The sequence below is a fragment of the Amycolatopsis roodepoortensis genome, from assembly GCF_014873915.1.
Taxonomy (GTDB): Bacteria; Actinomycetota; Actinomycetes; order Mycobacteriales; family Pseudonocardiaceae; genus Amycolatopsis; species Amycolatopsis roodepoortensis.
In genome coordinates this window covers 1,456,547-1,480,610 of record NZ_JADBEJ010000001.1, presented here as the reverse complement: position 1 = coordinate 1,480,610, position 24,064 = coordinate 1,456,547, and the positions used below count along the sequence as shown (strand labels likewise).

At 67.9% G+C, this 24,064-nt stretch carries 18 protein-coding genes and 1 pseudogene; 9 read left to right on the top strand and 10 right to left on the bottom strand.

Annotation, left to right across the window (positions count from 1 at the left end):
- Positions 1 to 152: 152 nt before the first annotated feature.
- Together H4W30_RS06750 and H4W30_RS06745 are read left to right on the top strand one after the other, a co-directional pair.
- Complete coding sequence (locus tag H4W30_RS06750) at positions 153 to 1,088, top strand: hypothetical protein (RefSeq protein WP_192741981.1); 936 nt, start codon at positions 153 to 155, stop codon at positions 1,086 to 1,088.
- Between the two features lie 82 nt (positions 1,089 to 1,170).
- On the top strand, positions 1,171 to 1,665 hold the full coding sequence (locus H4W30_RS06745) for an ASCH domain-containing protein (RefSeq protein ID WP_192741980.1): 495 nt from the start codon (positions 1,171 to 1,173) through the stop codon (positions 1,663 to 1,665).
- 27 nt (positions 1,666 to 1,692) lie between these two features.
- Here H4W30_RS06745 and H4W30_RS06740 read toward each other — a convergent pair whose 3' ends face one another.
- The 3 genes and pseudogenes from H4W30_RS06740 to H4W30_RS06735 form a co-directional block, all read right to left on the bottom strand.
- Positions 1,693 to 2,469 (bottom strand): hypothetical protein, encoded by a 777-nt coding sequence (locus tag H4W30_RS06740; protein WP_318780549.1) that lies wholly within the window; start codon positions 2,467 to 2,469, stop codon positions 1,693 to 1,695.
- A gap of 435 nt (positions 2,470 to 2,904) precedes the next feature.
- Positions 2,905 to 3,051 (bottom strand): hypothetical protein, encoded by a 147-nt coding sequence (locus H4W30_RS44475; RefSeq protein ID WP_318780570.1) that lies wholly within the window; start codon positions 3,049 to 3,051, stop codon positions 2,905 to 2,907.
- Between the two features lie 16 nt (positions 3,052 to 3,067).
- Positions 3,068 to 4,156, bottom strand: a pseudogene (locus tag H4W30_RS06735) (IS256 family transposase); the annotation flags it as partial.
- 251 nt (positions 4,157 to 4,407) lie between these two features.
- On the opposite strand from H4W30_RS06735, the gene H4W30_RS06730 reads away from it, so the two are divergent.
- A complete protein-coding gene (locus tag H4W30_RS06730) occupies positions 4,408 to 5,109 on the top strand; it encodes a response regulator transcription factor (RefSeq protein ID WP_192741978.1) in 702 nt (233 codons plus the stop codon).
- 78 nt (positions 5,110 to 5,187) lie between these two features.
- On the opposite strand, the gene H4W30_RS06725 is transcribed toward H4W30_RS06730, so the two are convergent.
- On the bottom strand, positions 5,188 to 6,642 hold the full coding sequence (locus H4W30_RS06725; protein WP_192741977.1) for an MFS transporter: 1,455 nt from the start codon (positions 6,640 to 6,642) through the stop codon (positions 5,188 to 5,190).
- A 263-nt stretch (positions 6,643 to 6,905) separates the two neighbouring features.
- On the opposite strand from H4W30_RS06725, the gene H4W30_RS06720 reads away from it, so the two are divergent.
- Positions 6,906 to 7,424, top strand: a complete 519-nt coding sequence (locus tag H4W30_RS06720) for a quercetin 2,3-dioxygenase (RefSeq protein ID WP_318780548.1) — start codon at positions 6,906 to 6,908, stop codon at positions 7,422 to 7,424.
- Positions 7,425 to 7,473: 49 nt separating this feature from the next.
- Entirely contained in the window at positions 7,474 to 8,235 is a 762-nt protein-coding gene (locus H4W30_RS06715; protein ID WP_192741976.1) for an SDR family NAD(P)-dependent oxidoreductase, read from the top strand.
- Between the two features lie 44 nt (positions 8,236 to 8,279).
- Here H4W30_RS06715 and H4W30_RS06710 read toward each other — a convergent pair whose 3' ends face one another.
- Positions 8,280 to 11,069: an ATP-binding protein gene (locus H4W30_RS06710; protein ID WP_192741975.1), complete on the bottom strand. Its 2,790-nt coding sequence runs from the start codon at positions 11,067 to 11,069 to the stop codon at positions 8,280 to 8,282.
- 247 nt (positions 11,070 to 11,316) lie between these two features.
- Between H4W30_RS06710 and H4W30_RS06705 the strand changes: the two genes are divergently transcribed.
- Complete coding sequence (locus tag H4W30_RS06705; protein WP_192741974.1) at positions 11,317 to 12,513, top strand: FAD-dependent monooxygenase; 1,197 nt, start codon at positions 11,317 to 11,319, stop codon at positions 12,511 to 12,513.
- Positions 12,514 to 12,610: 97 nt separating this feature from the next.
- Here H4W30_RS06705 and H4W30_RS06700 read toward each other — a convergent pair whose 3' ends face one another.
- Together H4W30_RS06700 and H4W30_RS06695 are read right to left on the bottom strand one after the other, a co-directional pair.
- The gene (locus tag H4W30_RS06700; protein ID WP_225948798.1) at positions 12,611 to 14,134 is read right to left on the bottom strand and encodes an FAD-binding oxidoreductase; all 1,524 of its coding nucleotides are present in this window, start codon (positions 14,132 to 14,134) and stop codon (positions 12,611 to 12,613) included.
- Between the two features lie 23 nt (positions 14,135 to 14,157).
- Positions 14,158 to 15,396 (bottom strand): serine hydrolase domain-containing protein, encoded by a 1,239-nt coding sequence (locus tag H4W30_RS06695; RefSeq protein ID WP_318780547.1) that lies wholly within the window; start codon positions 15,394 to 15,396, stop codon positions 14,158 to 14,160.
- 294 nt (positions 15,397 to 15,690) lie between these two features.
- Here H4W30_RS06695 and H4W30_RS06690 point away from each other — a divergent pair, with 294 nt between their 5' ends.
- The 3 genes from H4W30_RS06690 to H4W30_RS06680 all read left to right on the top strand — a co-directional run bounded on the left by H4W30_RS06690 (position 15,691) and on the right by H4W30_RS06680 (position 19,861).
- Positions 15,691 to 16,917 carry a cytochrome P450 gene (locus H4W30_RS06690; protein WP_192741972.1) on the top strand — a complete coding sequence of 409 codons (1,227 nt, stop codon included), beginning with the start codon at positions 15,691 to 15,693 and terminating at the stop codon, positions 16,915 to 16,917.
- A gap of 34 nt (positions 16,918 to 16,951) precedes the next feature.
- Positions 16,952 to 18,772 carry an asparagine synthase (glutamine-hydrolyzing) gene (gene asnB / locus H4W30_RS06685; RefSeq protein WP_192741971.1) on the top strand — a complete coding sequence of 607 codons (1,821 nt, stop codon included), beginning with the start codon at positions 16,952 to 16,954 and terminating at the stop codon, positions 18,770 to 18,772.
- 93 nt (positions 18,773 to 18,865) lie between these two features.
- A complete protein-coding gene (locus tag H4W30_RS06680; RefSeq protein WP_192742467.1) occupies positions 18,866 to 19,861 on the top strand; it encodes an LLM class F420-dependent oxidoreductase in 996 nt (331 codons plus the stop codon).
- Between the two features lie 27 nt (positions 19,862 to 19,888).
- Here the strand turns inward: H4W30_RS06680 and H4W30_RS06675 are convergent, their stop codons facing one another.
- Genes H4W30_RS06675 through aroF form a run of 3 tightly spaced genes read right to left on the bottom strand, consistent with a single transcriptional unit; the run spans position 19,889 to position 24,057 of the window.
- Positions 19,889 to 21,322 (bottom strand): phenylacetate--CoA ligase family protein, encoded by a 1,434-nt coding sequence (locus tag H4W30_RS06675; protein WP_192741970.1) that lies wholly within the window; start codon positions 21,320 to 21,322, stop codon positions 19,889 to 19,891.
- 10 nt (positions 21,323 to 21,332) lie between these two features.
- Positions 21,333 to 22,979 carry an HAL/PAL/TAL family ammonia-lyase gene (locus tag H4W30_RS06670; RefSeq protein ID WP_192741969.1) on the bottom strand — a complete coding sequence of 549 codons (1,647 nt, stop codon included), beginning with the start codon at positions 22,977 to 22,979 and terminating at the stop codon, positions 21,333 to 21,335.
- Positions 22,972 to 24,057 (bottom strand): 3-deoxy-7-phosphoheptulonate synthase, encoded by a 1,086-nt coding sequence (gene aroF, locus H4W30_RS06665; protein WP_192741968.1) that lies wholly within the window; start codon positions 24,055 to 24,057, stop codon positions 22,972 to 22,974. Before aroF ends, H4W30_RS06670 begins: the two co-directional genes overlap by 8 nt.
- Between the last annotated feature and the right edge of the window lie 7 nt (positions 24,058 to 24,064).

Sequence of the window (24,064 nt, the reverse complement as noted above, 5' to 3'; positions counted from 1 at the left end):
ACCCCGAACCGGCCGGAGGACGGACGACTGTTCGGCAAGGTCGACGAGCATCCGAATGCCTGAGGCCACCCGTCCCGGCACAAGAGTGCACTCCGGCAGGGTCAAAAGCAACGCTTCGTGAACTCGCCAGATTCCGACGCGAGCAACTGATCGTGACCGCGCCCGACGGCGAGTCAGTGGCGTGCTACGCGCTGATAGCTGCCGGCTCCGTGCTCCAAGTGCCGCTGCTTCGGCTGGCCGACCACCCCATCGCCCCCACGCTCGGCCGGCAACTGCTGTGGCACCTACGTGAACAGGCCAGAACTCGTGGATGTTCCGTAGTGGACCTGGCCGACCCGTACCTCCCGGTCCACCTCCAGAGCATCGCGCGCCACGAGCATTACCAACATGTCAAGGATCACTGGTACGCCCTCGTCGTGGACAGGATCGGTAGCGCCGCCGAGGTCAGCGCGGCCGCGACCCACGCGTATCAGCACGTCGGTCTCGGCAACGCACCCCTCATCCCCGCAGGCGCCGACGCCGCCCTCGCGCACCACTACGAACGAGTCTGGTGGCCAGCCAAGATCACCGACAGCGCACTCCCCCACTTCGCCGTGGCCATCAAACCCACGTGGAGCGCAGAGCTGATCGGCGCACCAGCGCCACTACACCGGAGGACCGAACTCGCGTTCGGCCGCGAACAGGTGTACTTCCGCAGCGGGCGCAACAGCACACTAAGCGCACCTGGGCGGATCCTCTGGTACATGAGCAGCGGCCACCGAACCGGGCCCGCGTCCTTCATCGGGACATCACTGCTCGACGGGATCACCACAGGCACCCCCGAAGAGCTCTTCGCCGCCTACGGTCACTACGGCGTGTTCACTCTCGCGAACATCGAAGACGCTGCCCGTGACGGCATCGCGCAAGCCCTACAACTGTCAGACACAGAACTGTTCCCGAACCCGGTCCTCCGAAAGAACTACGACCAGCTACAACGCACACACGGAGGCCCCCGAGCGGTGCAAGCACCCGTGAAAGTCTCGGCTGAGCTGTTCACCGCCATCTACCAACTCGGCCAGCGCACGGCTTCGGACGTGCACGTGTCCTAAATCCGACCAGCACACCGGACACGGTCAACCTCGACCTGCCCCAGCACGTTTTCGTCGGTGTTCCAGGTTAGGGTCCAGCCTCGTGAAGGCACGCACGACTCCCCCGGCGACCGCTGCCACGACGGCGCGACCACTACTGCTGTCGCTACGGCCCCGCTTCGCCGAGGCGATCCTCGACGGCGTCAAGACCATCGAGCTCCGCCGTACCCGCGTGTCCGCTCCTCCCGGTACCAAATTGGTGCTCTATGCCAGTGCACCCACGATGGCCGTAGTCGGCGTCGCCACCCTGATCGACGTCCAAACGTCAACTCCAGGTCAGATCTGGCGCCGCCACCGTCGACACGTCTGCGTCAGCAAGACCGAGTACGACGAATACTTCGCCGGTGCCGATCTCGCGACCGCGATCTCGATCAGCGCTCCCGAACGACTAGCTGCACCGCACACGCTCGCCGCACTGCGCGCCGCCACAGGGTTCCGACCGCCCCAGAGCTACCGTTACCTGAGCGAACTCGATCCCGAGGTGCTACACGAAGCCGCAGCTGACAGCCAGTACCCACGCAATACCTGCAAGCTGTAGCGGAAACCGCGAGTTTTCGGCTATTCGTTACAAGGTCAACCCGCCGACTCGGCCATCGTCGTCGCCGGCGACCAAGTGCTCAGCCTCCCATTTCGCCCGTACTGTACGCATCAGCAGACGTGAGCGCTCTGCTCCGAGGCCGAAGTGTCGCATCAGGCCTTCCGCCGAGATCGGGCGTTGGTGCTCCTCGCGATGACGGCGGTCCACCTCGATGGCTCTAGCAACAAGGTCGTCGTCGAGCTTCGACAAGCTCGACCGCTTCGTAGGCAGCGGGGACGCATCGGCCTCCTGGGGCCGCGTGTCCGAAGGAGCTTCACGCGCCGTCGGGGCAAGGCGGTTCGGCGACGGCCCCAGAACTGCAGGTTCCCCTGCAGGCGGCGCCGCGGCCGCGAGCTCACGAAGTAGCGCTGGACCGACGTCGGCCCAGCCGATCAGCAGGAGCGGCCCGACCGCGTCGAACAACGCCCGACCGATCTCACCCGCAATAAGCGGTTCAGCCACGTTCAAAGCCAGCGTGACGAAACTCGAGACCAACAGCAGACGCCGCGCCGGTCGGATCACGTCGGCAGAGGCGCCACGCAGCGACAACTGCCGGATAGCGATCAGCAGCGCCAGCACCGACAGATCCACGGCGGGCGCGACCAGCGGAGCCACCCAACCAGGCACACCGAGCCGAAGACCGAACGCCAGGACGTTGCCGAACCCGAACAAGAACGTCAACCCCACGATGACACCGACGATGACCGTGACCAGTTGCAGAACAGCGTCACGCTCAACTGGGAATCCAACAGCTTTGGCAGACACGAAGTAACTCCTCGTAACCAGCAACCCAAGATCAACTGGCGATATTCAGGCGACCGGAACGCGCCGCAACGCGTTCGAAGCCGCCCCAACGAGGAGGAACGAGAGACCGCGGACCTGCGAAAACAGAGAAAATGCCTGGTCAGGCACTGATTCGATCTTCCCTGACACGGAAGAGGTCACTGGTTCAATCCCAGTATCGCGCACCATCTGTTTTCGCAGGTCAGAAGCCCTGCTCCTCCTCGGAGGGGCGGGGCTTCAGCCGTAAAAGGACCCGCGAGGCGGTCTCGAGCCGCATGTCGACCGAACGTGGCGTGCAGGTGCGGGAACCACTCCCCCAGCTTCGTCCGCTCACTCGGGGTGAGCGCGACCAGCGACCCGATCCACCGGGTCGCCAGCGTTTGCAGAATCTGCTGGCGCATCAGCGGGGTCACGTGGTCACAGACCCTCGCGATGCCATCCGCCGATCTCCTTTAGCGGCTCGCGGATCTGGATCGCACGTGCTTCGCTGTCGTACTCGTGCCGCTGCTGACAGACCGGTTCGCCCCACCGGGAACCTGTGTAGAAGTCGAGCAGGCCGAGCACGAATCCGGCGAGCCCGAGTCCGTCCGGCAGCCAGGCGGCCGTCGAAGGCGATCTCGAACGCGTTCAACGCGGGTTTCCACCGCATCGTCCAGCGTTTGCAGCCGGTGCCGGTCGAGTCCAGGCTCCCTTCACAGCGCGGCGGATGCGGGCGTTGACGCTCTCGATGGCGTTGGTCGAGTAGATCAGCCGCCGGATCTCCGGATCGAAGGCGAGGAACGGTATGAACTCGGCCCAGACGTTGTCCCACAACCGCACGATGGCCGGATACCGTGCGCCCCAGGTGTCGGTGAACTCGGCGACCGCTCGCGTGCGGTCGGCGCGGTGTAGACCGGTTTGAGGGCCTTGACGATCGCGTCCCAGTGCCGCCGGCCGGCAAAGCGGAAACTGTTGCGCAGCAGGTGCACCACGCAAGTCTGGGTGATCGTCTGTGGCCAGACCGTGGTGATCGCGTCGGACAGCCCGGCCAGCCCGTCACAGGCGACAATTAGTACATCGGCCACGCCGCGATTCTTCAGTTCGGTGAGCACATGCAGCCAGTACTTGGCGCCCTCGCCGGCCCACAAACCAAGGATGTCCCGGCGGCCCTCGCAGGTCACCGCGAGCGCGACATGGATCGGCGGTCGGCCACCTGCCCGTCACGGATTTTGACGTGGATAGCATCGACGAAGATCACCGGATAGACCAGGTCCAGGAGCCGGTTCTGCCATTCGGCCATGCCCTCGATCACCTTGTCGGTGATCGTGGAGATCGTCTGCGCGACGCGTCGGCGCCATAGACCTCGGCCAGGTGCGCGGAGATCTCCCCGGTGGAGAATCCCTTGGCAGCCAAGGAGATCACCATTTCGTCCGCACCGCCAAGGCGCTTCTGCCGCTTCGCGACGATCGAGGGTTCAAAGCTGGCGTCCCGATCCCTCGGCACGTCGATCTCGACCGGGCCGACATCAGTCAGCACGGGTCTTCGAGCGGGTGCCGTTGCGCGAGTTACCGGTCCCGCGGCCGGCCGGGTCGTGCTTGTCATAGCCGAGGTGATCAGTGATCTCACCCTTGAGCGCGGACTCCAGCAACCGCTTGGTCAACTGCTGCAACAGCTTCAGCCCGCTGGCCATGGCACTCCTCAGCAGCTGGGTTTCGAGTCCTCAGCGTTCTCCGCGCCGGGCATCATGTCGGTCATCAGGTGCACTTCCATGATCGGGAGTTGCACCGCTCGTTTTACAGTCCGCGTTTGCGGCCGCAGCTTACCCATTAGGTTGCCATTGTTTCAAGAACGCCGGTAGACTAATTCTCGCAAGGCTCGATTTGGGTTCGACGGACCGCGACAGGGGCGACGCGGTCCACGCATGGATGATCTGGGGGGACGATGATCAATGCACCAGAATTATATCAAGCTGAAACACTGAACGTTGGCTTGGCCATACGGAGCGAAGTCACCCGCTATGGCCTGGAAAGACTACTCGGACTGCTGCCGTCCATCGGAAATCTCAGCACGTTCAACTCGCCGGTATCAGTACTTGGCGCACTCGAAGAAAGACATGAAACCGATGTGCTGATAATCGCCCTATGCGATATCTCCGACGAGCAGATCCGTGACTCCTGTATCCCGAGCCGTGAGCGGTGCGTCAAGATCCTGTTGTTGCTGGACAGCTCGTCCGAACAGGACATGACCCGATCGACCGGCGTGTCCTGCGACGGCTTCCTCGACATCGGCAATCTGACCGCGTCGGGGATCCACGACGCTCTCCACCGGGTATGCAAAGGCGAGGTGCCGATGCCTGCCGCCTTGACCAAGAACTTGCTCGCTCAAGCACGCAATGGTTCGACAATGACCCGAAACGGAACTCCCGTTTCACTGACACCGCGCGAACAGCAGGTGCTCTCGTTGATGGTGGATGGTTTGAGCAACAAACAGATCGCCCGCAGGCTGACAATTTCACTACACGGAGCGAAACGCCTGGTGGCCAATGTACTGGCAAAGCTCAATTGCTCGAACCGCACTCTCGCGGTTTCCCGCGCACTGCGCGAAGGCCTGCTGCCGTCGAAAGCGGATCGCGCCGATTCCTGACAATCAGAAGAAACGATCACAAAGTGGCTTCCGGTCAGTAGCTGACCGGAAGCCACTTTTGTGGGCACGAGCCGGGGATCACTCCGGTGCCGCACCACCGGCCGCGACCGGCGTGGCCCGGCGCCAGGTGGCCCCGTGGTCGCGCTTGAGCAACAGTCCGACCAACGCACCCACCGCCGCGACACCCGCCGCTACCCACAGCGCGACCGACTGCCCGGACGAAACGGCCTGCGCCCGATCCGGCGCCCCGCCCGCCAGCAACCCGGTCGTATGGGTGGCGGCCACGGTGGTCAGCGCAGCGATACCGATGGCGCCACCCACCTGGTTGGCCGTCACCACCATGCCCGAGGCGGTACCACTGAGTTCACCGCTGACATTGGAGGTGCCGATCACGAACACGCATACGATCGCCGCGCCAAGGCCGAAGCTGGCCACGCTCGCCGGCAGCACCGTCGACAGCCAGACATTGTCGTGCGCGTCGAGAACGCTCGCCCACCAGACCAGTGCGACGGCTTGCAGCCCGAGCCCGGAGGACAGCACCGTACTCGGCCCCATCCGCGCCATGATCCGCCCGGCGACGCTGGTGCCGGCGAACAGGCAGATGTCCAGTGGTATCAGCAGCAACGCGGCCACGATCGCGCTGTAACCCCTGGCCTGCTGCAGGTTCAGCGTGTTGGTGATGAAACTTCCGTAGAGCGCCATGCCGAGCAGACCGCTCGCGGCGACCCCGAGCACCACCGTCGGCACGCCGAACAACGACCGCGGCAGCAGCGGGTTCGCCGCCTTCACCTGCCGGGCGACGAACGCCAGCAGCAGTACCACCGCCGCCCCCAGCGTGAGGACCGTGACGGCCGAGCCCCAGCCCTCGACCGCACCTCGCATCACCCCGAAGACCAGCAGGCACAAGCCCGCCGTACCGGAAAGCGCGCCGAAGACATCGAGGTCGCCCTTCACGTATCGCTGACCGCCTGGGAGCATGCGCAGCCCGAACACGATCACGGCGATACCGATCGGCGCGTTGATCACGAAGACCAGTTCCCACGCCACCTCCGACAGCGCGCCGCCCAGCAGCACCCCGGTCGGCCCGGCGACCCCGGCGATCCCGCCCCAGATCGCCATTCCCCGGGTGCGGCTCGCGCCCTCCGGCAGGACCTGCAACACCAGGGCCAGCGCGGCGGGGCTGGCGAGCGCACCACCGAGACCCTGCACCATCCGGCCCACCACCAGCATCCACGGTTCGGTGGCCATCACGCAGAGCACGGAACTCAGCACGAACAGGGTCATGCCCAGCACCAGCATCCGGCGCCGGCCGGCGAGATCCGCCGCACGGCCGCCGAGCAGCACGAACCCGCCGAAGACCAGCATGTACCCGTCCATCACCCAGGACAGTCCCGACGGGGTGAACCCCACGTCACGCTGGATCTCCGGTAGCGCGATGGCCACGATCGTGGTGTCCAGGATGACCATGAACTGGGTGACCGCCAGCAGCCAGAAGATCGGCCAAGGCCGATGGGCGACAGGCGCCTCAGTCATTTTCGGAACCTCACATCATGCCAGGGCGCCACCGCGTGCCCGGATCGGGCATTGCGGCAGTGACGCCTCCACCTGCGGAACCAGGAAACCTTCTCTCCCGGCGGGGACCGCCCGCATCACGTCTTCGCGTGATGTGGCCGCACGCCACCCGTCAGTGGACGCAGTCGGGCGGGAACACCCGCAGAGATGGCGTGAACGGGTGACGCCAACGCCCGTCGCGGTGGGGTTGGCTCGGCACCACGAGACCGAACAGGGAGGCCAGGGTGTCGCAGGAGAGCCAAACCATCAAGACCACCAGGGGCCAGGTCGTGCACACCCCGGCAGGCGAGGGACAGACGCTGTGGGTCATGGGTGACACCTACACGATCAAGGCCACCGAGAAGGACACGAACGGCGCGCTGTCGCTCATCGAAGCCTCCGTGCCGCCGGGCGAGGGGCCGCCGCCGCACTGGCACGCCCGCGAGGACGAGGCCTACTACCTGCTGTCCGGCAGTCTTGAAGTGCTCGGCGACGACCGGACCTTCATGGCGCACGCGGGGGACTTCGTGTTCATCCCCCGCGGCACCCGCCACCGGTTCAAGAACGTCGGGCTGCACACCGCGCGGCTGCTGTTCCTTTTCACCCCAGGCGGATTCGAGGGCTACTTCACCAAGATCGGACATCCGGCCAAACCCGGCGAGCTGCCGCCGCCGCTGACCGAGGCCGACGTCCAGCGCTCCGCCGACGCCGCACCCGAGTACGGCGTCCAGGTCACCTGGGACGACTCGGCGCTGCACGTCTGACCCCGCCCAGCCCAGTCCTCATCGCACGAACGGAACAGGAGCACAGGAAATGACCGGAAGACTCACCGGCAAGGTCGCCCTCGTCACCGGCGGCGGCGCGGGTATCGGCCGAGCCGTGGCCACGACCTTCGCCGAGGAAGGTGCCACGGTGGTGGTGAGCGGCCGCAGCGAGGAACCGTTGGCGCAGACCGTGAAGCTCGTCCAGGACGCGGGCGGCGAGGCGAGCTCGGTGGTCGCGGACACCACCAGCGCCACCGAAATGGCCGAGCTCGTCAAGACGATCGTGTCCCGCCACGGCGGGCTGCACGTGGCGGTGAACAACGCCGGAGTCTTCGCCGCCGGCGGCATGATCACCGATATCGACGTGGCGGAATGGACGGACCAGCTCCGCACGAATCTGACCGGCACGCTGGTGTCCATGCAGCAGGAGATCGCGCATATGCGGGCCAACGGCGGCGGCGCGATCGTGAACCTCGCCTCCGCGGTCGGGCGTCATGTGACCGTGCCGGGGACCGGCGCCTACGCCGCGAGCAAGGCCGGGATCAGCGCGCTGTCCGCCACGGCGGCACGCGAGTACATCCGCGAAGGCATCCGCATCAACGTGGTCAGCCCCGGGCCGATCAACACGCCGATGTCCTTGCTGCCGGGGGAAAGCGAAGCCGAACGGGACGTACGGATGGCCGAGGGGATGCCGATCGCCCGCGTCGGGCGCACCGAGGAGGTCGCGGCCGCGGTGCTCTACCTTGCCTCGTCGGAATCGGCCTATGTGGTCGGGCAGGATCTCGTCATCGACGGTGGCGCCAGCTCCTGACCACGGCGAGGGCTGATTCGCCGCTCCCCGCCGTGGTCGGCGGATCAGTCCCCGTCTTGACCGTGTTCGAGGACCTTGCGGGTCACCTCGACCCGGCTGGACACATCCAGTTTGGCGAAGATGTGCCGCAGATGCGTGTCCACGGTGTGCGGGGACAGGAACAGCCGGGCGGCGACGTCCCGGTTGGTGAGGCCCTCGGCCACCAGCCTGGCCACCTTCAGTTCCGAGCGGGTCAGGCTGTGCCAGCCGGAGGTGGCCGCACGCTGGCCCGCGGGGGCCGCAAGGTGGACGCCGAGCCGGCGCATCCGGCCGCGAACGCGAGCGATATGGCGTTTGGCGCCGCTCGTGGTGTGCAGTCCGAGCGCGGATTCCAGCAAGCCCACCGCCTCTGTGCGGTTGCCCGCCGTCTGCTCGGCCGCCGCCGCGTCCTCGTACGCCGCGGCCACGGCGGGCGGGCGCGGGCTCGCCTCGTACAACCGGACCGCCTCGCGCAGATCGTCGAGATCTCCACGCACGAGCGCGTCGGCGTGCAGCCCGGCCGCCACGAGTGTCGGAACCCCCGGGTTGGCTTCCGCGAGTGTGCCTGCCGCCCGCGCCACCACCGCGGCCAGCTCCGGGCGCCTTGCCCGCAACGCGATCCGGACCAGCTGCGGACCGGCGTACGGGTGATAGGTGAGCAACAGCAGCCGCCGCGGCAGCGCCGAGTAGATCTCGGCCAGCTCCGCCGCCGCTTCGTCCGGCTTACCGCCGCTGTCCAGCAGCAGGGCCGAGGTCCAGGCAAGGTCCTCCGAGACCACGCCCACCCCCTCCTCCGCCAGCTGCTTCGCGCGGCGCAGGTACTTGCGGGCCTGCGGCACTTCGTCCTGCCAGAGCGAGATCCGCGCCAGCGCGAGCTGCAGGGACGGAGCCAGCGCCAGCGCACCGAGCTGTTCGGCGACGGCGAGCCCCGACTCGAACTCGGCGGCCGCGTCGTCCAGCCGCCCGGCTGCCGCGTGGAGTTCGCCGCGGTAGTAGTGCCACAGCGGCAAGGTCCACGCGGTGCCGAACCATTCCGCCTCGCGCTGCCCCATCTCGTACACCGCGGACGCCTCGTTCAGCCGGTCGGCCGCGACCAGGGCGGGCGCCAGCCACAGCCGGGGATGCCATTGGCTGGCCGCCCCGCCGACCTCGTTCGCGAGCCGGACGGCCTCGCCCGCGATCTCGATGGCGGCCGCCACCTCGCCACGATCCTGCGCGCCGACCGCGCAGGCGCCCAGGGCGTAGACCACCGCGGAGTGCTCCCCCGCCGCGCGGCCCAGCCGGACCGCCTGCTCCCCCACCTCGGCGGCGTTCACCAGCTCACCCGTCTGAAGCAGGGCGTGCGCCTCGCTGGCCAGCAGCTGCGCACGAGCCGACTCGTGGACGCTTTCGTGGGCCAGCGCGCGGCGGGTGAACTCCAGTACCGCACCGGACCGGCCGGCGTGCTTCATCGCCTCAGCCAACCCGAGTAGTAGCCCGGCTTCGACCGGCTCGGGCAACCCGGCGCGCAAGGCCCGCTCGCCGAGTTCACGGGCTTCGGCCAGCCGCCCCGCCGAGGCCAGCAACCGGACGGTGGCCGCGACCAGATCCGGGCGTGCACTGTCCTGCGGGTCCAGCAGTTCGAGGCCCCGCAGCATCAGCTCCGCCGCTGTCCCGGGCGAGGTGGAGGCGACCTGATCGGCGGCCGACCGCAGCACCTCGATCGCTTGTGCGTCGGCCTGGCGTGCCCCGCGAAGCAGATGCGAGGCCACCTCCAGCACCGGATGCCCCTCTTTCCGCACCACCTCGGCCGCTTCCCGGTGCAACGCCCGGCGCACCGGCTCGGGCAGCGCGTTGTAGACGGCCTCCCGGATCAGGTCGTGCCGGTAGGCGAGGGCGGCGCCGTCGTCGACCAGCGCGCCACTGCGCACCGCCTCTTTGGCCCCGATCACCAGGTCCACCGCCGACCGGCCCGCCAGACCTGCCGCCTCGTGCAGGGTGAATCGCCTGCCGAGCACCGCCCCGGCCACCAGCAGCGCCCTGGTGTGCTCGGAGAGGTCCCGCAACCGATGCTCCACCGACAGCAGGAAACTCGATGGCAGTTCCTCGCCGGTCACCGTGGCTCTGCCGGCGGTCACGGCGATCCGGCCCGCGTCCCGTAACGAGGTGAGGAGGTCACCGAGGAGGAAGGGATTCCCGTCGCTGCGTTCGGCGAAGGCCAGCAGCTGTTCGTCGGGAGCCGCGCCGAGCAGCTCGGAGCACAACTCGGTGACGCAGTCCCGCCGCAGCGGTTCGAGCTGGAGCCGCGGCGCGCCCTCCGCCAGCAGCCAGTCCACGGCCTCCTGGCCCGGTGCGCGTTCTGGCAGCGGGCGCCGGGCCAGCACCCAGCACACCGGCGAGGAGGCCAGCGCGGGGACCAGCACCCGGAGAGCCAGCGCGGTGAGCTCGTCGGCCCATTGCACGTCGTCGAGGACCACCAGCATCGGCCGGGTACGCACCTGATCCTCGATCAGCGCGCCGAGCCGGTCGATCAGCCAGAAGCCGTTGTGCTCGGCGCCAGCCCCGATCTCCGCGGGAGGCACGGGCAGTACCGGACGCAAGGCCCCGAGCAGCACGTTGAGCGGGGCGACCCGGTCCAGTTCGGTGGCCCGGCCGGTGACAACGGACAGCTCGAGCCCGGCGGCGTACTCGGTCCCCTCGCTCAGCAACCGGCTCTTGCCGATACCCGCCATGCCCTCCACCACAAGGCATTGCCCGAGCCCCCGCGCGGTCGCGTCGATCGCCGCGTGGATCGCGGCCACTTCTTCCGCCCTGCCCACCAACCTGGGCGCGACCATGGGTTCTCCCCATTCCTCGTTTCGAAATCTCCCCCACACAGACGAGAAGCGCCCACGATACCCCGGTATGCGGGCCACTCGCGATCACTATCGGGCGATACCGGGCCGCTTTTCGGGCAATGGACGGAAAAGTCACGTGACCAAGGGATACGCGACGCGGAATTCCCGAGCACCATGCAACAACGGGTCCTCTTGGCGCACCAGCCGGAACGAGCCCGCCCCAGCCCGCCGAGGAAGTGAGTACACGATGGTTCCCTTACGAGTCGCAGTGATCGGCGCCGGGATCGCGGGCCTGACCGTGGCCGCCGCCCTTTCCCGGCAAGGCATCCGCTGCGAGGTGTTCGAGCAGACCCGGCACCTGCGGGAAATCGGCGCCGGTATTCAGCTGGCACCCAACGCGACCCGTGTCCTGCGCAGGCTCGGCCTCGGCGATTTCCTCGGTGTGGTGGCCGTTCGCCCCGAGGCGATCGAAATGCGGCGCTGGGACGACAATCAGGTCGTGGCGCGGACAACGCTCGGCAAGGAGTGCGAAGAGCTGTACGGCGATCCGTACTACACCGCCCATCGCGCGGATCTTCACCGTGGCCTGCTGGAACTGCTGCCTGCCGGGACGGCGCACCTCGGCCGTCGCTGCATCGGTATCGAGGAGAACACCGATGAGGTCGTACTGCGCTTCGCCGACGGCTTCACGACCACCGCCGACGTCGTGATCGGCGCCGACGGGATCCATTCCGCGGTCCGCGAAGTGCTGCTCGCCGATTCGCCGGAATTCTCCGGGCAGACGATCTACCGGGGACTCGTTCCCGCCGACCGGCTGCCATTCCTGCTGACCGAGCCGAAAGTCGTGCTCTGGCTCGGACCTGAGCAGCATGGCGTGTGTTATCCCGTTTCAGCGGGGAAACTGATCAGCTTCGGTGCCACGACCCCCGCCGCGGACTGGCGGACCGAATCTTGGACGGCACAGGGCTCGGTGACCGAGCTGGCCGGGCAGTATGCGGGCTGGAACCCGGAATTCCAGCAGGTGCTCTCCGCCGCGGAAGCGGTGAACCGGTGGGCCCTGCACGACCGCGGGGCCTTGACCACCTGGAGCACCGACCGGGTCACCGTGATCGGCGACGCCGCCCACCCGATGCTGCCGTTCATGGCGCAGGGCGCCAATCAGGCCATCGAGGACGCGATCGCGCTGGCCGGCTTCCTGCGGGGCGCCACCCCGGACAGCACCGGCGCGGCGCTGAAGCAGTACGAAGAGCTGCGCAATCCCCGGACAAGGGACATCCAGCAGAACTCGCGGGCCAACGCCAAGGTCCTGCACCTGCCGGACGGTGAGGAACAACGCGAGCGGGATTCCGAACTGATCGGGCGGGCGAATCTGCGGAATCAGGCGTGGCTGTACGAGTACGACGTGGAGCGGATCACTACCGAGATCGTGAACGGGCGGTCGTGATGCCACGAATGCGGCCGCGGCCCTGACCACGGGCCGTCGAACGTCATGAAGGTGACCTCCCATCGGGAAGGTCACCTTCATGACATGTTGGCGAAGCTCAGGGGGCGACGGCCGGTTCCACGGACTGTCCGTGCCGGAAGAAGTCGCGCGGATCCCATTTTCCTTTGATCCGCCGCAGTCGCGGATAGTTTTCCTTGTAATACAGCGTCGACCACGGCACGCCTGACTTGTTGAACTCCGGATCGGACAGATCCGTGTCGCAATAGTTCACGAAGCAGCCGTCGGTGGTCTCGTCGGGCACCGGCACCCCTCCGGAACCCGCGTACACCTCTCGGTAGAGCCGCCGGATCCAAGCCAGGTTCGCTTCGTCCTGCGCCGGATCGGTCCAGCCGACGACGTAGAGCAGTTTCATGATCGAATCTCGGTGGGCGACGGCCGTCTCCGAAGACGCGACGGTGTTCGTCCGCCCACCGTACGAAGCGATCGAGACGACGGCGCCACGGTTCGCGGACTCCGCGCTGGTCAGGTTGCGGTAGAAGGCAGCCGCCTGCTCGGGAGTGAAATTCGCCCGCATATAAGCGGATTTGAAGTCCTCACGTGCGGTCTGGATATTGGTGAACAACCCCAGCCAGGTCGTCGCGCGCCACCACGGCAGGCACTGGCGTTCCATGGTGAACGGGGTGACGTCCACGCCTTCCCCCAGTGCCGCGAGGTATTCGTCGATCAGCTTCTCGGCGCCCGGCACGGTGGCGTCCATCTGCAGGGCCACGTTGAGCACACCCGCCGTGCTGGGCATGAGGCCGAGCCTGCTGAACAGGCCCGCGTAGGGCGAATCCGCGTCGCTGTTCTGCTCGTGCCAGGCGCCGTAGTTCCGCAGCAACCGGGTGAACGACGCTTCGCTCATCCCCGCCCACGGCCAGTTCACCGATGCCACCCAAACCCGCGCGGGCGGCCGGGGCAGCAGCCGCGCCGGGTCGGAGCCGGTGGCGCCTGGAGTCCGGAACCAGTACCGCGTGACGATGCCGAAGTTGCCACCGCCACCGCCGGTGTGTGCCCACCACAGATCGCGGTTCGGGTCCGAGCGTTCGCGGCTGGCGTAGACCAGTGACGCCCGCCCCGAACGGTCCACCACCACGACCTCGACCGCGTACAGGTGATCCACGATCAGGCCGTGCAGCCGGTTCAGCGGCCCGTAACCCCCACCGACGACGTGCCCGCCGACCGCGACCGTCGGGCAGGATCCCCCGGGGACGGTGACGCCCCAGTTCTTGAACAGGGTCTCGTACACCTTCCCCAGCGGGGTACCCGCGTCGACCGCGAACGCGCGACGCCGCGCGTCGAACCGGATCTCGGTCATCTGCGACAGGTCCACGATCACTTCGGACTCCGGATCGTCCACGAAGTCCTCGTAGCAGTGCCCGCCACTGCGCACGGTCAGCCGCTTTCCCGCACGGGCGGCGGCCTGCACCACCGCACGAATCTGTTCCGACGAACGGACCAGCTCCACCCTCTCCGGTGTGCTTACCCACCTCCCGTTGGCACCACGGGTCAAATCAGCGTATCGCGGATCTTCCGCCTTCACGGTCACCGCAGACTGTCCTGCGGATTGGTCCCCAGACATCTTCCGTCCTCTCAGCCGTCGCGTCAGTCGATCAGCGCCTGATAGGCGAGCTGCCGCAGGCGACCATAAAGCGGATAAGTCTTCACCGGGGCGAAAGACGAGAAGAACTGCACACTCAGCTGCTCGATCGGGTCGACCATGAACAGCGTGCTGTATCCGGAATACCAGGAGATCTCACTGGGACTGATGAGGATCTTCGTCGCCGCGGCGTCCACCACGGTCTGGAAGCCGAGCCCGAAGCCGAGTCCCTCGTAGGTCGGCTGCCCGAACATCACCCGCCTTCCGACCGCGGCCAGATCGGCGCCGCCGGGAAGGTGGTTCTTTCCCATGTACGCCAGGGTCCGGGTGCCCAGCAGCCGCGTGCCGTGCAGTTCTCCACCGCCCAGCAGGAACTGGCAGAACCGGTGGTAGTCCGACAAAGTGGTGAACAGCCCGCCCCCGGCGGACAGGAAGGTCGGCTTGCTCGTCGGCAACGGGCTCAGCGGATCGTTGCGGAAGGCGGGCCCGCCTTCCGGGCCCGGGCTGTACACCGGCACGACCCGATGGGTCTGTGCCTCGTCGACCCAGAAGCTCGTCTCGGTCATCCCCAGCGGACCCAGCACCAGATCGGCGAGCACCTCGTCGATCGACTTCCCGGTGATGACCTCCAGGACGCGCCCGAGCACGTCCACCGAAACTCCGTAGTTCCACTGGGTTCCCGGCGTGAACAGCAGCGGGAAACCTGCCCAGCCCTCACAGGCGCCCGCGAGATCGACCCCGGGCGGCGCGTCCCAGATGTAGCCGGCCTGCGCGTAGATCTGCTCGACCGGATGCGCCTGCCAGGCGCCGACGGTCAAGCCGGAGGTGTGGGTCAGCAGATGCCAGATGCGGATCGGTTCGAGCAGCGGATCGGTGTTCGGCGAACCGGCCATGCCATTGCGGTAGACCCGGGTCTCGCCGAACGCGGGAATGTAGTCGCTCATCGGATCGTGGAGGCCGAACGCGCCCTGTTCGTAGAGCATCATGGCCGCCACCGAGACAATGGGTTTGGTCAAGGACGCCAGCCGCCAGATGGTGTCGTCGTCGACCCGCAGGCCGTTCTCCACGTGCCGGTACCCGGCGTGCGCGAGATGGGCGACCTGCCCGCGCTTGCTGACCAGCAGGCTCCACCCGGGCAGCCGCCCGTCGTCGACATAGGCCTGGAAGTAGTCGTCCATCCGCCGCAGCCGTGCCTCGTCGAGCCCGACCTCGGCCGGGTCGACCTCGATCTTCAGTTCCCCCACCGGGTTCCTCCTGCCTTGCCGGGCGAACGCCGGCCGTGACTGATACCGCCGAGTACAGGCTCGGCGGTCAAACCGGTCCGGACAAGGCTCACCGGCACCGGCCGGGAGAGCACGCCACCTGGCGCGCCGGGGGTGACCAGGTGGCTACTCCACCTGGCCAGGGCGTCCGAGCGGGAGATCTGGGGCCTCACTCGCGCCTTGTCGCGCTGCCGCGGCCTCTCTTGACTTGGCCACGCGAAGACGGCCGGATTCCGGCCGTCCTCAGGGGTTCAAGCGCGATCAGGAGGGCTACGAGTGAGCGAAACGCAGGCGAGCGCACCGGACCAGGTTCCGGCCGACCGGTACCCCTTACCGCTGGCCCCGCTGGCCGAGCCGCCGCGAAGGTACAGCGAGCTGCGCGACAAATGCCCGGTGACCAAGGTTTCCCTGCCCAGCGGTGACACCGCCTGGATGGTCACCGGCTTCGACGAGGTGATCACGGCGATGACCGACCGGCGCCTGTCCCGGGCCGCACTGCGCGATCCCGGTGCGCCACGGATGATCCCGGGCCCGGATTTCTCCGACAACCCGTTCAACCTCCTCAACCAGGAGGGGCCCGATCACGCCCGGCTGCGCCGGTTGATCGCCCCCGCCTTCACCCCGCACAAGGCGCGGATCTGGCGGCCGCGGGTGGAACGCATCGCCGATGAGATCGTCGACCGCCTCGAAGCCGGGCCGCGGCCGGTGGACCTGCACCACGAATTCGCCGCGCTGCTGCCGATCTGGGTCATCTGCGAGATGGTGGGCGCGCCGATCGAGGACCGGCCGAAACTCCAGGAGTGGACCGACCGGCTCATCAGCGTCACGGCCTACACCTCCGAACAACGCCTCGCCGCACGGGAAGAAGCGGCCGCCTACGTCGCGGCACTGGTCGCGGAGCGCCGCAAAGATCCCGGCGAGGACCTGCTCAGTGCGCTGATCACCGCGCAGGACGAGAAGGACCGGCTCTCGGATCGGGAACTGGTCTGGCTGGGCATCAACCTGCTGGTGGCGGGGCACGACACCACGGTGAGCGCGCTCTCCCGCGGCCTGTTCATGCTGATGCGGCACCCGGATCAGTGGCGGATCCTGTGTGAGCGCCAAGAACTGACGGAGCGGGCGGTCGAGGAACTCCTGCGGTACGCCCCGTCCTCGGAGATCGGCTTCATGCGGGTGGCCACCGACGCTCTGCGGATCGCCGACGTGGACGTCGCCAAGGGTGAAGCGGTCATTCCGGTGATGCACGCGGCAGGCCGGGATCCACGGCGTACCGAGGATCCGGACCGGCTCGACCTCACCAGGGAGGAGATCCAGCACATCGCCTTCGGCGCGGGCGTGCACTACTGCCCCGGTGCCGGAGTGGCCAGGATGGAGCTTCAGGTCGCGTTCTCCTGCCTGGCCAGGCGGCTGCCCTCACTGCGGCTCGCCGTGCCCGCGGAGGACGTGCGTTGGCTCGGCGGACTGCTCACCGTGCGCCCGGAAGCCCTGCCCGCCACCTGGTGATCCAGAAGAACCACCCGACCGAGAGGTGACCGAGATGTCCGGCATCGCCGGCTGGCTCGACTGGCAGCGTGATCTCACCACCGAACTGCCGACGATACGGGCCATGACCACCACGATGACCAACCGTGGACCGGACGACGGCGGGGTCTGGACGTCCCGGCACGTCGCCCTCGGCCACCGCAGGCTGGCCGTCATCGACGTATCCGGCGGCACCCAGCCGATGCTCGACGGTGACGAAGACAGCCACACGGTGCTGAGCTTCAGCGGGGAGATCTACAACTACCGCGAGCTGCGTGCCGAACTGCGCGGCCGGGGGCAGGTGTTCCGCACCGACTCGGACGCGGAAGTGCTGCTGCGCGCCTATCGCGAGTGGGGCGAGGAATGCGTCACCCGACTGTACGGGGTGTTCGCCTTCGCCATCTGGGACGAACGGGAGCGGACGCTGCTGCTCGGGCGGGACAGGCTCGGCGTGAAACCCTTGTACTACGCGGAATACGACGGCGGGCTGCTCTTCGGCTCCGAGCCGAAGGCGGTGCTGGCGAACCCGTTGTTCGAGCCGGTGGTGGACGCGGACGGTCTGGTCGATGTGTTCGTGGTCGCCGCGAAACGGCCGGGCGACGCCGTTTTCCGTGGCCTGCGCGAGGTCCGTCCCGGCTACACGGTGCGAGTCACCCCGGACGGCACGCGGCAGCGCCGATACTGGTCACTGCGCAGCGCCGAACACGAGGAGAACCTGGCCGACACCACCGCGAAGGTGCGCGAGCTGCTGGAAACCGTGGTGCGTGAGCAACTCGTGTCGGACGCCCCCTTCGGCGCCCTGCTCTCCGGCGGCCTGGACTCGAGCGTGCTGTGCGCACTGGCCGCGGCGGATCCGGACGGCACCGGCCCGCTGGAAACCTACTCCGTCGATTTCGCGGACAGCGAGACCGACTTCACCGCGGACGCGCTGCACATCAGCCGGGACGCGCCGTACGTGTCGGCCGTCGTGGCGCATCTGGGCACCAAGCACACCGAGGTCGTGCTCGACGCGCCCGCCCTGCTGGAGGAAATGGGCACCACCTTGCGTGCCAGGGACATTCCCGGCGTCGGCGATCTCGACGTCTCGCTGTACCTGCTGTTCCAAGAGGTCCGCAAACACGCCACGGTCGTCTTCTCCGGCGAGGGCTCGGACGACATCTTCGGCGGTTTCCCGTGGTTCACCGCTGTCTCGCCCGAACCGGCGAAGAGCTTTCCGTGGTCGGCGGGCGTCGGCGATCGCAATGCCGTGCTTTCCGCGGAGCTGCGGGCGCATCTCGACCTCAACTCGGCTGTCCTCGAACGCCATGCCGAAGCGCTGCGCGAAGTGCCCCGCCTGGACGGGGAATCCGCGGCCGGGCGGCGGATGCGTGAAATGTTCTACGTGCAGCTCACCCGTTTCCTGCCGTTCCTGCTCGACCGCAAGGACCGGATGAGCATGGCCTCCGGACTCGAGGTCCGGGTGCCGTTCTGCGATCATCGCCTCGTCGAGTACCTCTGGAACGTGCCTTGGTCGCAGAAGTACACGGGACAACAGGAAAAAGGACTGCTGCGGGACGCGGTCGCCGATCTGCTGCCGGAGAAGGTGGTGCGGCGCAAGAAGAGCGGCTTCCCGTTCGGGCAGAATCCGGAGTACCTCCTCGCCGTGCGCGACGGTGTCCGGGACATGCTCTCCGACTCCACGTCCCCCGCGCGGCAGCTGTTCGACGAGGGGACCTTGCGCGCCATGGTGGACAGTGACGCCTGGTCGAACGGGACCTACAGCCCGCCGCCGGTGCTGCCGCGGGCGTTGCTGCTGGACGCGTGGCTCCGGCAGTACCGGATCGCCGTCCGTCCTTGAGCGGGTGGCGGATTCGCGTGATCCCGGCAGCCGTGCGACGGCCGTAGCCTGCGTTTCGTACGAATGAAGGCAACCGCCGAGGAGCTGGACGCGATGCGCCGATACGGTCTCACGCTGCCCATCGAGACAGTGCCGCTTTCGGCATACCGCGAGCTGGTGACCGAACTTCCGGATCTCGGCTTCACCGATGTCTGGTCCGGGGAAGCGGGCCACGCGGACGGTTTCACCCCGCTCGCACTGGCCACCGCTTTCGCGCCTTCCCTCCGCATCGGCACGGCGATCGTGCCGGTGCAGACCCGGGGGCCCGCGCTGCTGGCGATGACGGCGGCCACCATGGCGAACGCGGCGCCCGCCGGGTTCGTACTGGGGGTCGGCTCGTCCGGGCCGATGTTCGTCGAACGGATCAACGGCATTCCGTTCGAGCAGCCCTTCGACCGGGTCCGTGACATGGTGCGGTTCCTGCGGCGCGCGCTGGACGGCCAGGTGGTCGCCGGCGACTTCGGCACCTTCTCCATCGAGCGTTTCCAGGTGAGCCTTCCGCCGCGACAGGTTCCGGTGATGGTCGCGGCACTGCGCCCGCGCATGCTCCGCCTGGCGGTGCGTGAGGCCGACGGCGCCATCATCAACTTCCTGTCCCCGGCGGACGTCAAACAGGTGGTCGCCACGATCGGCGCGGACGGGGACGGCAAGGAACTGGTCGCCAGGCTGTTCGTCTGCCCGACCACCGACGCGGACTACGCACGGGAACTGGGCAGGCGCATCATGACCGGCGTGATCACCTCGCCCAATTACGCGGCCTTCCACGAATGGCTCGGGCGTGGGGAACTGCTCGCCCCGGCACAGGCGGCGATGGCGGCGGGCGACCACCGCGGTGCCCTGTCGGCTGTGCCGGACCAGGTGATCGACGATCTGCTCATCCACGGCAGCCCAGGGCAGTGCCAGGACCAGGTCCGGGCCTATGTCGAGGCGGGAGTCACCACCCCGGTCCTCTCGGTCCAGCCCGCCCCCGAATACGGCACCGGCCTGCACGGTATGCGGCAGGCCGTGCGCGCGCTGGCCCCTGAACCGACGAGGACGAGGGGCTCGTGAGTGCACTCACGAGCCCCTCTGGGGGGGTCAGCGTTCGGCGACTTCGAGCAGGGTGGCCTGGACGATGGCCAGGATCGGCTCGGGGAGCCGGCCCCAGTTGCGTTCCTCGTTGAGGTCCAGTACCCGTGACAGCTTCCAGCCGAGGTACTGGCCGAGCGAGGCCAGCGGTGGCAGGGTCGGCACCGCGCGCACCAGCACCTCGTAGGAACCGAAGAGCGGCCGCAGTTTCCCGGCCAGCCCGGCGCTCCACTCGTCACTGCCGTCGCCGTCGGTGGTGACCAGCACGAGGACCCGGTGGTTCTTGACCACCATCATGTAGTTGAACACCGTGCCGCCGACCGGTTCGTCCGCCCACAGCGCCGCTTCGAGATCACCCTGCCGGATGCCGTTCTCCTCCAGCACCAGCAGGTCCTGCGAGCGGCCGAGGGTGTTCAGCACGGGCAGCGAGAGACCGCACGGGCACGGGGTGTCGTCGATCTCCACCAGGTCACCGGTGCGGTAGCGCAACAGCGGCCGGGCGGGCATGTCCAGGGTGGTGATCACCAGCTCGCCGCGGTCGGCGGCGCCGGTCACCCTGCGCACGCCCGCGTCGTCGACGAGTTCCAGCAGGAAGCTCTGCGGTTGCAGATGCAGCTTGCGGTGCCCGCAGGTGACCGCCGGCGTGCCCGTCTCGGACGAACCGTAGGAGGCGACGTACGCCGTCGCGCCGGTCAGCCGCTCCAGGTGCCGGACGAAACTCTCCCCGGTCTGCTCGGCCATCAGTAACAACCGGTCGAACCGCGGCGCGGGCAATCCCTTGCGGTACGCGAACTGCACCATTTCCAGCAGACGGGAAGGCGGGCCGATGAAGACGTTCGCCTCCAGTTCCTCGACCAGCCGGAGTACCCGGGTGTAGTCGCCGGTGATGTTGTCCACCCACGGCCGGAAGGACATCACCTGGAGGTATTCGAGGATTTTCTCGAACTGGTAGGCGGCCGGGGCGAACGGCGCGTTGATCAGAATCAGCCCCACGTCCTCCGGCCGCAGGAACCGCCCCCACATCTCACCGATGTTGATGGTGTTGACCACGAGGTCGTCGATCGCTTTCGGCGCGGCGGACGGACTGCCCGTGGTTCCGGAGGATTCGTAGTAGTGCAGGAACTCCGACACCGAGCGGGTGAACGCCGAGCGCCCGCGTTCGCCGAGTTCCTGTTTGCCGAGAAACGGCAGCTTGTCGAACAAGGCGTGGATCTCCGTGCCGCCGGGCACTCTGCCACTGGCCAGCACCTCACGCACTTCGGGCGGGATCATCGAGTCGTACATCCGCGAGCCGAGCGCCGCCCGCATCGTGGCGAACAGCTTGTCCGACTGCACTCGGGCCAGATCCGCCTCGCCACGATGGACCGCGCCGACCAGCTCGGTGTGTTGCTGTTGCAGGGAGGCGCATTCCGCGCGAGCGCGGTCGTCACGTAGCAATAGCATGGAAACTCCTCTATTCGCTCGGTTGTCCGGCGGCGACGGCTCGCAGCGCGCCGGATCGGATCAGCTCGGCGACCCGGCGGATGTCGCCGTCCATCCGCCGGTCCCGATCGACGAACGGTGCCTGCGCACGTATCAGCTCGTGCACCCGGCGGCTCGCGGTCGAGGCGAGGCGCACCCCGCGCAGCTCGATCGCCTGCGCCAGCGCCAGCAGATGGATGGCGGCCACGTCCCTGGTCAGCTCGACCACGGTGCGGGCGTCCCGTGCCGCGATCGTGCCCATGCTGACCTTGTCCTGGTTGTGCGCCTCGGTGGACCGGGAGAACGCGGTCGCCGCCGAGGTGGTTTTCAGCGCCTCGGCGGTCACCGCCGAGGCCGCGATCTGCATACCCTTGAAACCGTGGTGCAGCCCGGCGTCGTGGTCGGCGGCCTCCCTGGGCCGCACCAGGTTCGGCGGCAGCCCGCCGTTGAACTTCTCGTCCACGACCAGTGCCAGCTGCCGGTCCAGCAGATCGGCGACGTTCGCCACGGCGATCTTCAGGCTGTCCATGGCCTGCCCGACATGCCCCGCGTAGAAGTTCCCGCCGTTGTGTACCTCTTCGTTCTCCTCGTCGAACAGCGGGTTGTCGGTGGACGAATTGATCTCGATCTCGATCCAGCGATCCGCCCACTCCAGGGTGTCGCGGAGCATTCCCGTCACATGAGGTGCGCACCGGACCGAGTACTTGTCCTGGATCCGGGCCCGGAGCTCGGTGAAACCACGGCCGTCCAGCGCTTCCTCCTCCGACACGATCTGCCGGTAGTCGGTGGTGAGCGCGGACCCGTCGAGCAGCTCGCGGATCAGGGCCGCGCTGGTGCGCTGACCCGGATGTGGTTTCGCCCGGTGCAAGAAAGGATGGAAGTGTGAGGCGCTGCCGCCGAGCGCCTCACAGGTCATCGCGGTCGCCACATCCGCCGCGAAGGCGATCTCCCGCGCGTCCCACAACGCCAGTGTCGCGAAGGCGGAGGTGAACGCGGTTCCGTTCACCAGGGCCAAACCTTCCTTGGCCGCGAGTTCGACCGGGGCGACACCGGCATCCGCCAGCGCGTCCAGCGCGGGGCGGGTCCGGCCGCGGTGACGCACCTCCCCTTCTCCGATCAAGGCGGCCGCCACGTAGCAGAGCGGGACCAGATCACCGCTGGCGCCGAGCGAGCCGCGTTCCGGAATGGCGGGCACCACGTCGGCGGAGAGCAGCCCGAGCAACGACCGCACGGTGTGCGGGCGGATCGCCGACGGCCCGCGGACCAGGCAGTTGGCGCGGATCAGCATGGTCGCCCTGACCACGTCGGCGGACGCGATCGGCCCCACCCCGTTGAGGTGGTACAGCACGAGGTTCCGCTGTAGTTCCGGCGCCTTGTCCGGGGAGATCTGCCGGATGCAGCTGTCGCCGAACCCGGTGGTGACCCCGTAGATCGGGATCTCCTTGTCGATGAGCTTCTGTTTGAGCCGGACTGAGGCGTCCATCCCGGACACGGCGACGGGGTCGATGTCCACCGGCACCGGCAGCTCCCCCGCCCGCGCGATCCGCACCACGTCCTCGATCGTCAGCGAGTCGCCGTCCAGGACGAGCCCGGCCACGTCACTGTCAACGAAGGACTCGGGAGAAACCGTCTCAGTCATGGGCCCTGCTGTTCCTGGTGGGCAGAGAACCGGCCATGAGCGACTCGGGAGCGGCAGCCAGTCCGGTGTCCAGCGCGCCGGCGATCCTGCCGACATGGGCGCTGAGTGCGTGGAACTGCTCGAAGTCCAGCGACTGGTCGCCGTCCGAAAGCGCTTCGTCCGGGCGGGGGTGGACCTCGACGATCAGCCCGTCGGCGCCCGCCGCGATCGCCGCGGCGGACATCGGCGCGACATAGCGGCTGGCTCCGGTGCCGTGGCTGGGGTCGACGATCACCGGCAGATGCGACAGCTCCTTCACCACCGGGACCGCATTGAGGTCCAGGGTGAACCGAGTGGTGCGCTCGAAGGTCCGGATGCCCCGCTCGCACAGGACCACGTCACGGCAACCGTAGGCGAGCAGGTATTCGGCAGCGTTGAGCCAATCCGCCACAGTGGCCGCCATTCCGCGTTTGAGCAGCACCGGCCTCCCGGTGCGGCCGATCTCGACCAGCAGCGAGTAGTTCTGCATGTTGCGGGCGCCCACCTGCATCAGATCCACCGAATCGGCGACCGCGTCCAGATCACGGACGCTCATCACCTCGCTTACGATCGGGAGACCGAACTCCTGGCGGGCGTCCCGCAGCGCGGACAGGCCGTCGCGGCCGAGCCCCTGGTAGCTGTACGGCGAGGTCCGCGGTTTGAAGATGCCGACTCGCAGCATCGACGCACCCGAGGCCTTGACCGCCGCGGCGGCCTCCATCAGCACATCAGGGTTTTCCGCGGAGCAGGGGCCGGCGATCAGCACCGGCCGACCGCCACCGATCCGCACTCCGCCGATGTCCACGACGGTCCGCTCCGGACAGGCCTCGCGACCCGCGAGTGGATGGGGCCGGTCGCCGTCGAAGATCCTGGCCACCTGGGCGCTGCGGGTCAGCTCGGCTTCGAGCACGACCGCGGAATCCGCCTTGGTGATCAGCAAGGTGCGCCCGCCTGCGGAACGGGTCTCCAGCGTGCCGCCCAACGCGGTGATCCGGTCGGCCAGTTCACGAAGATCGGACTCCTCGGCTCCTTCGCGGGTGAGACAGATGTAGGTGGCCATCGTTGGT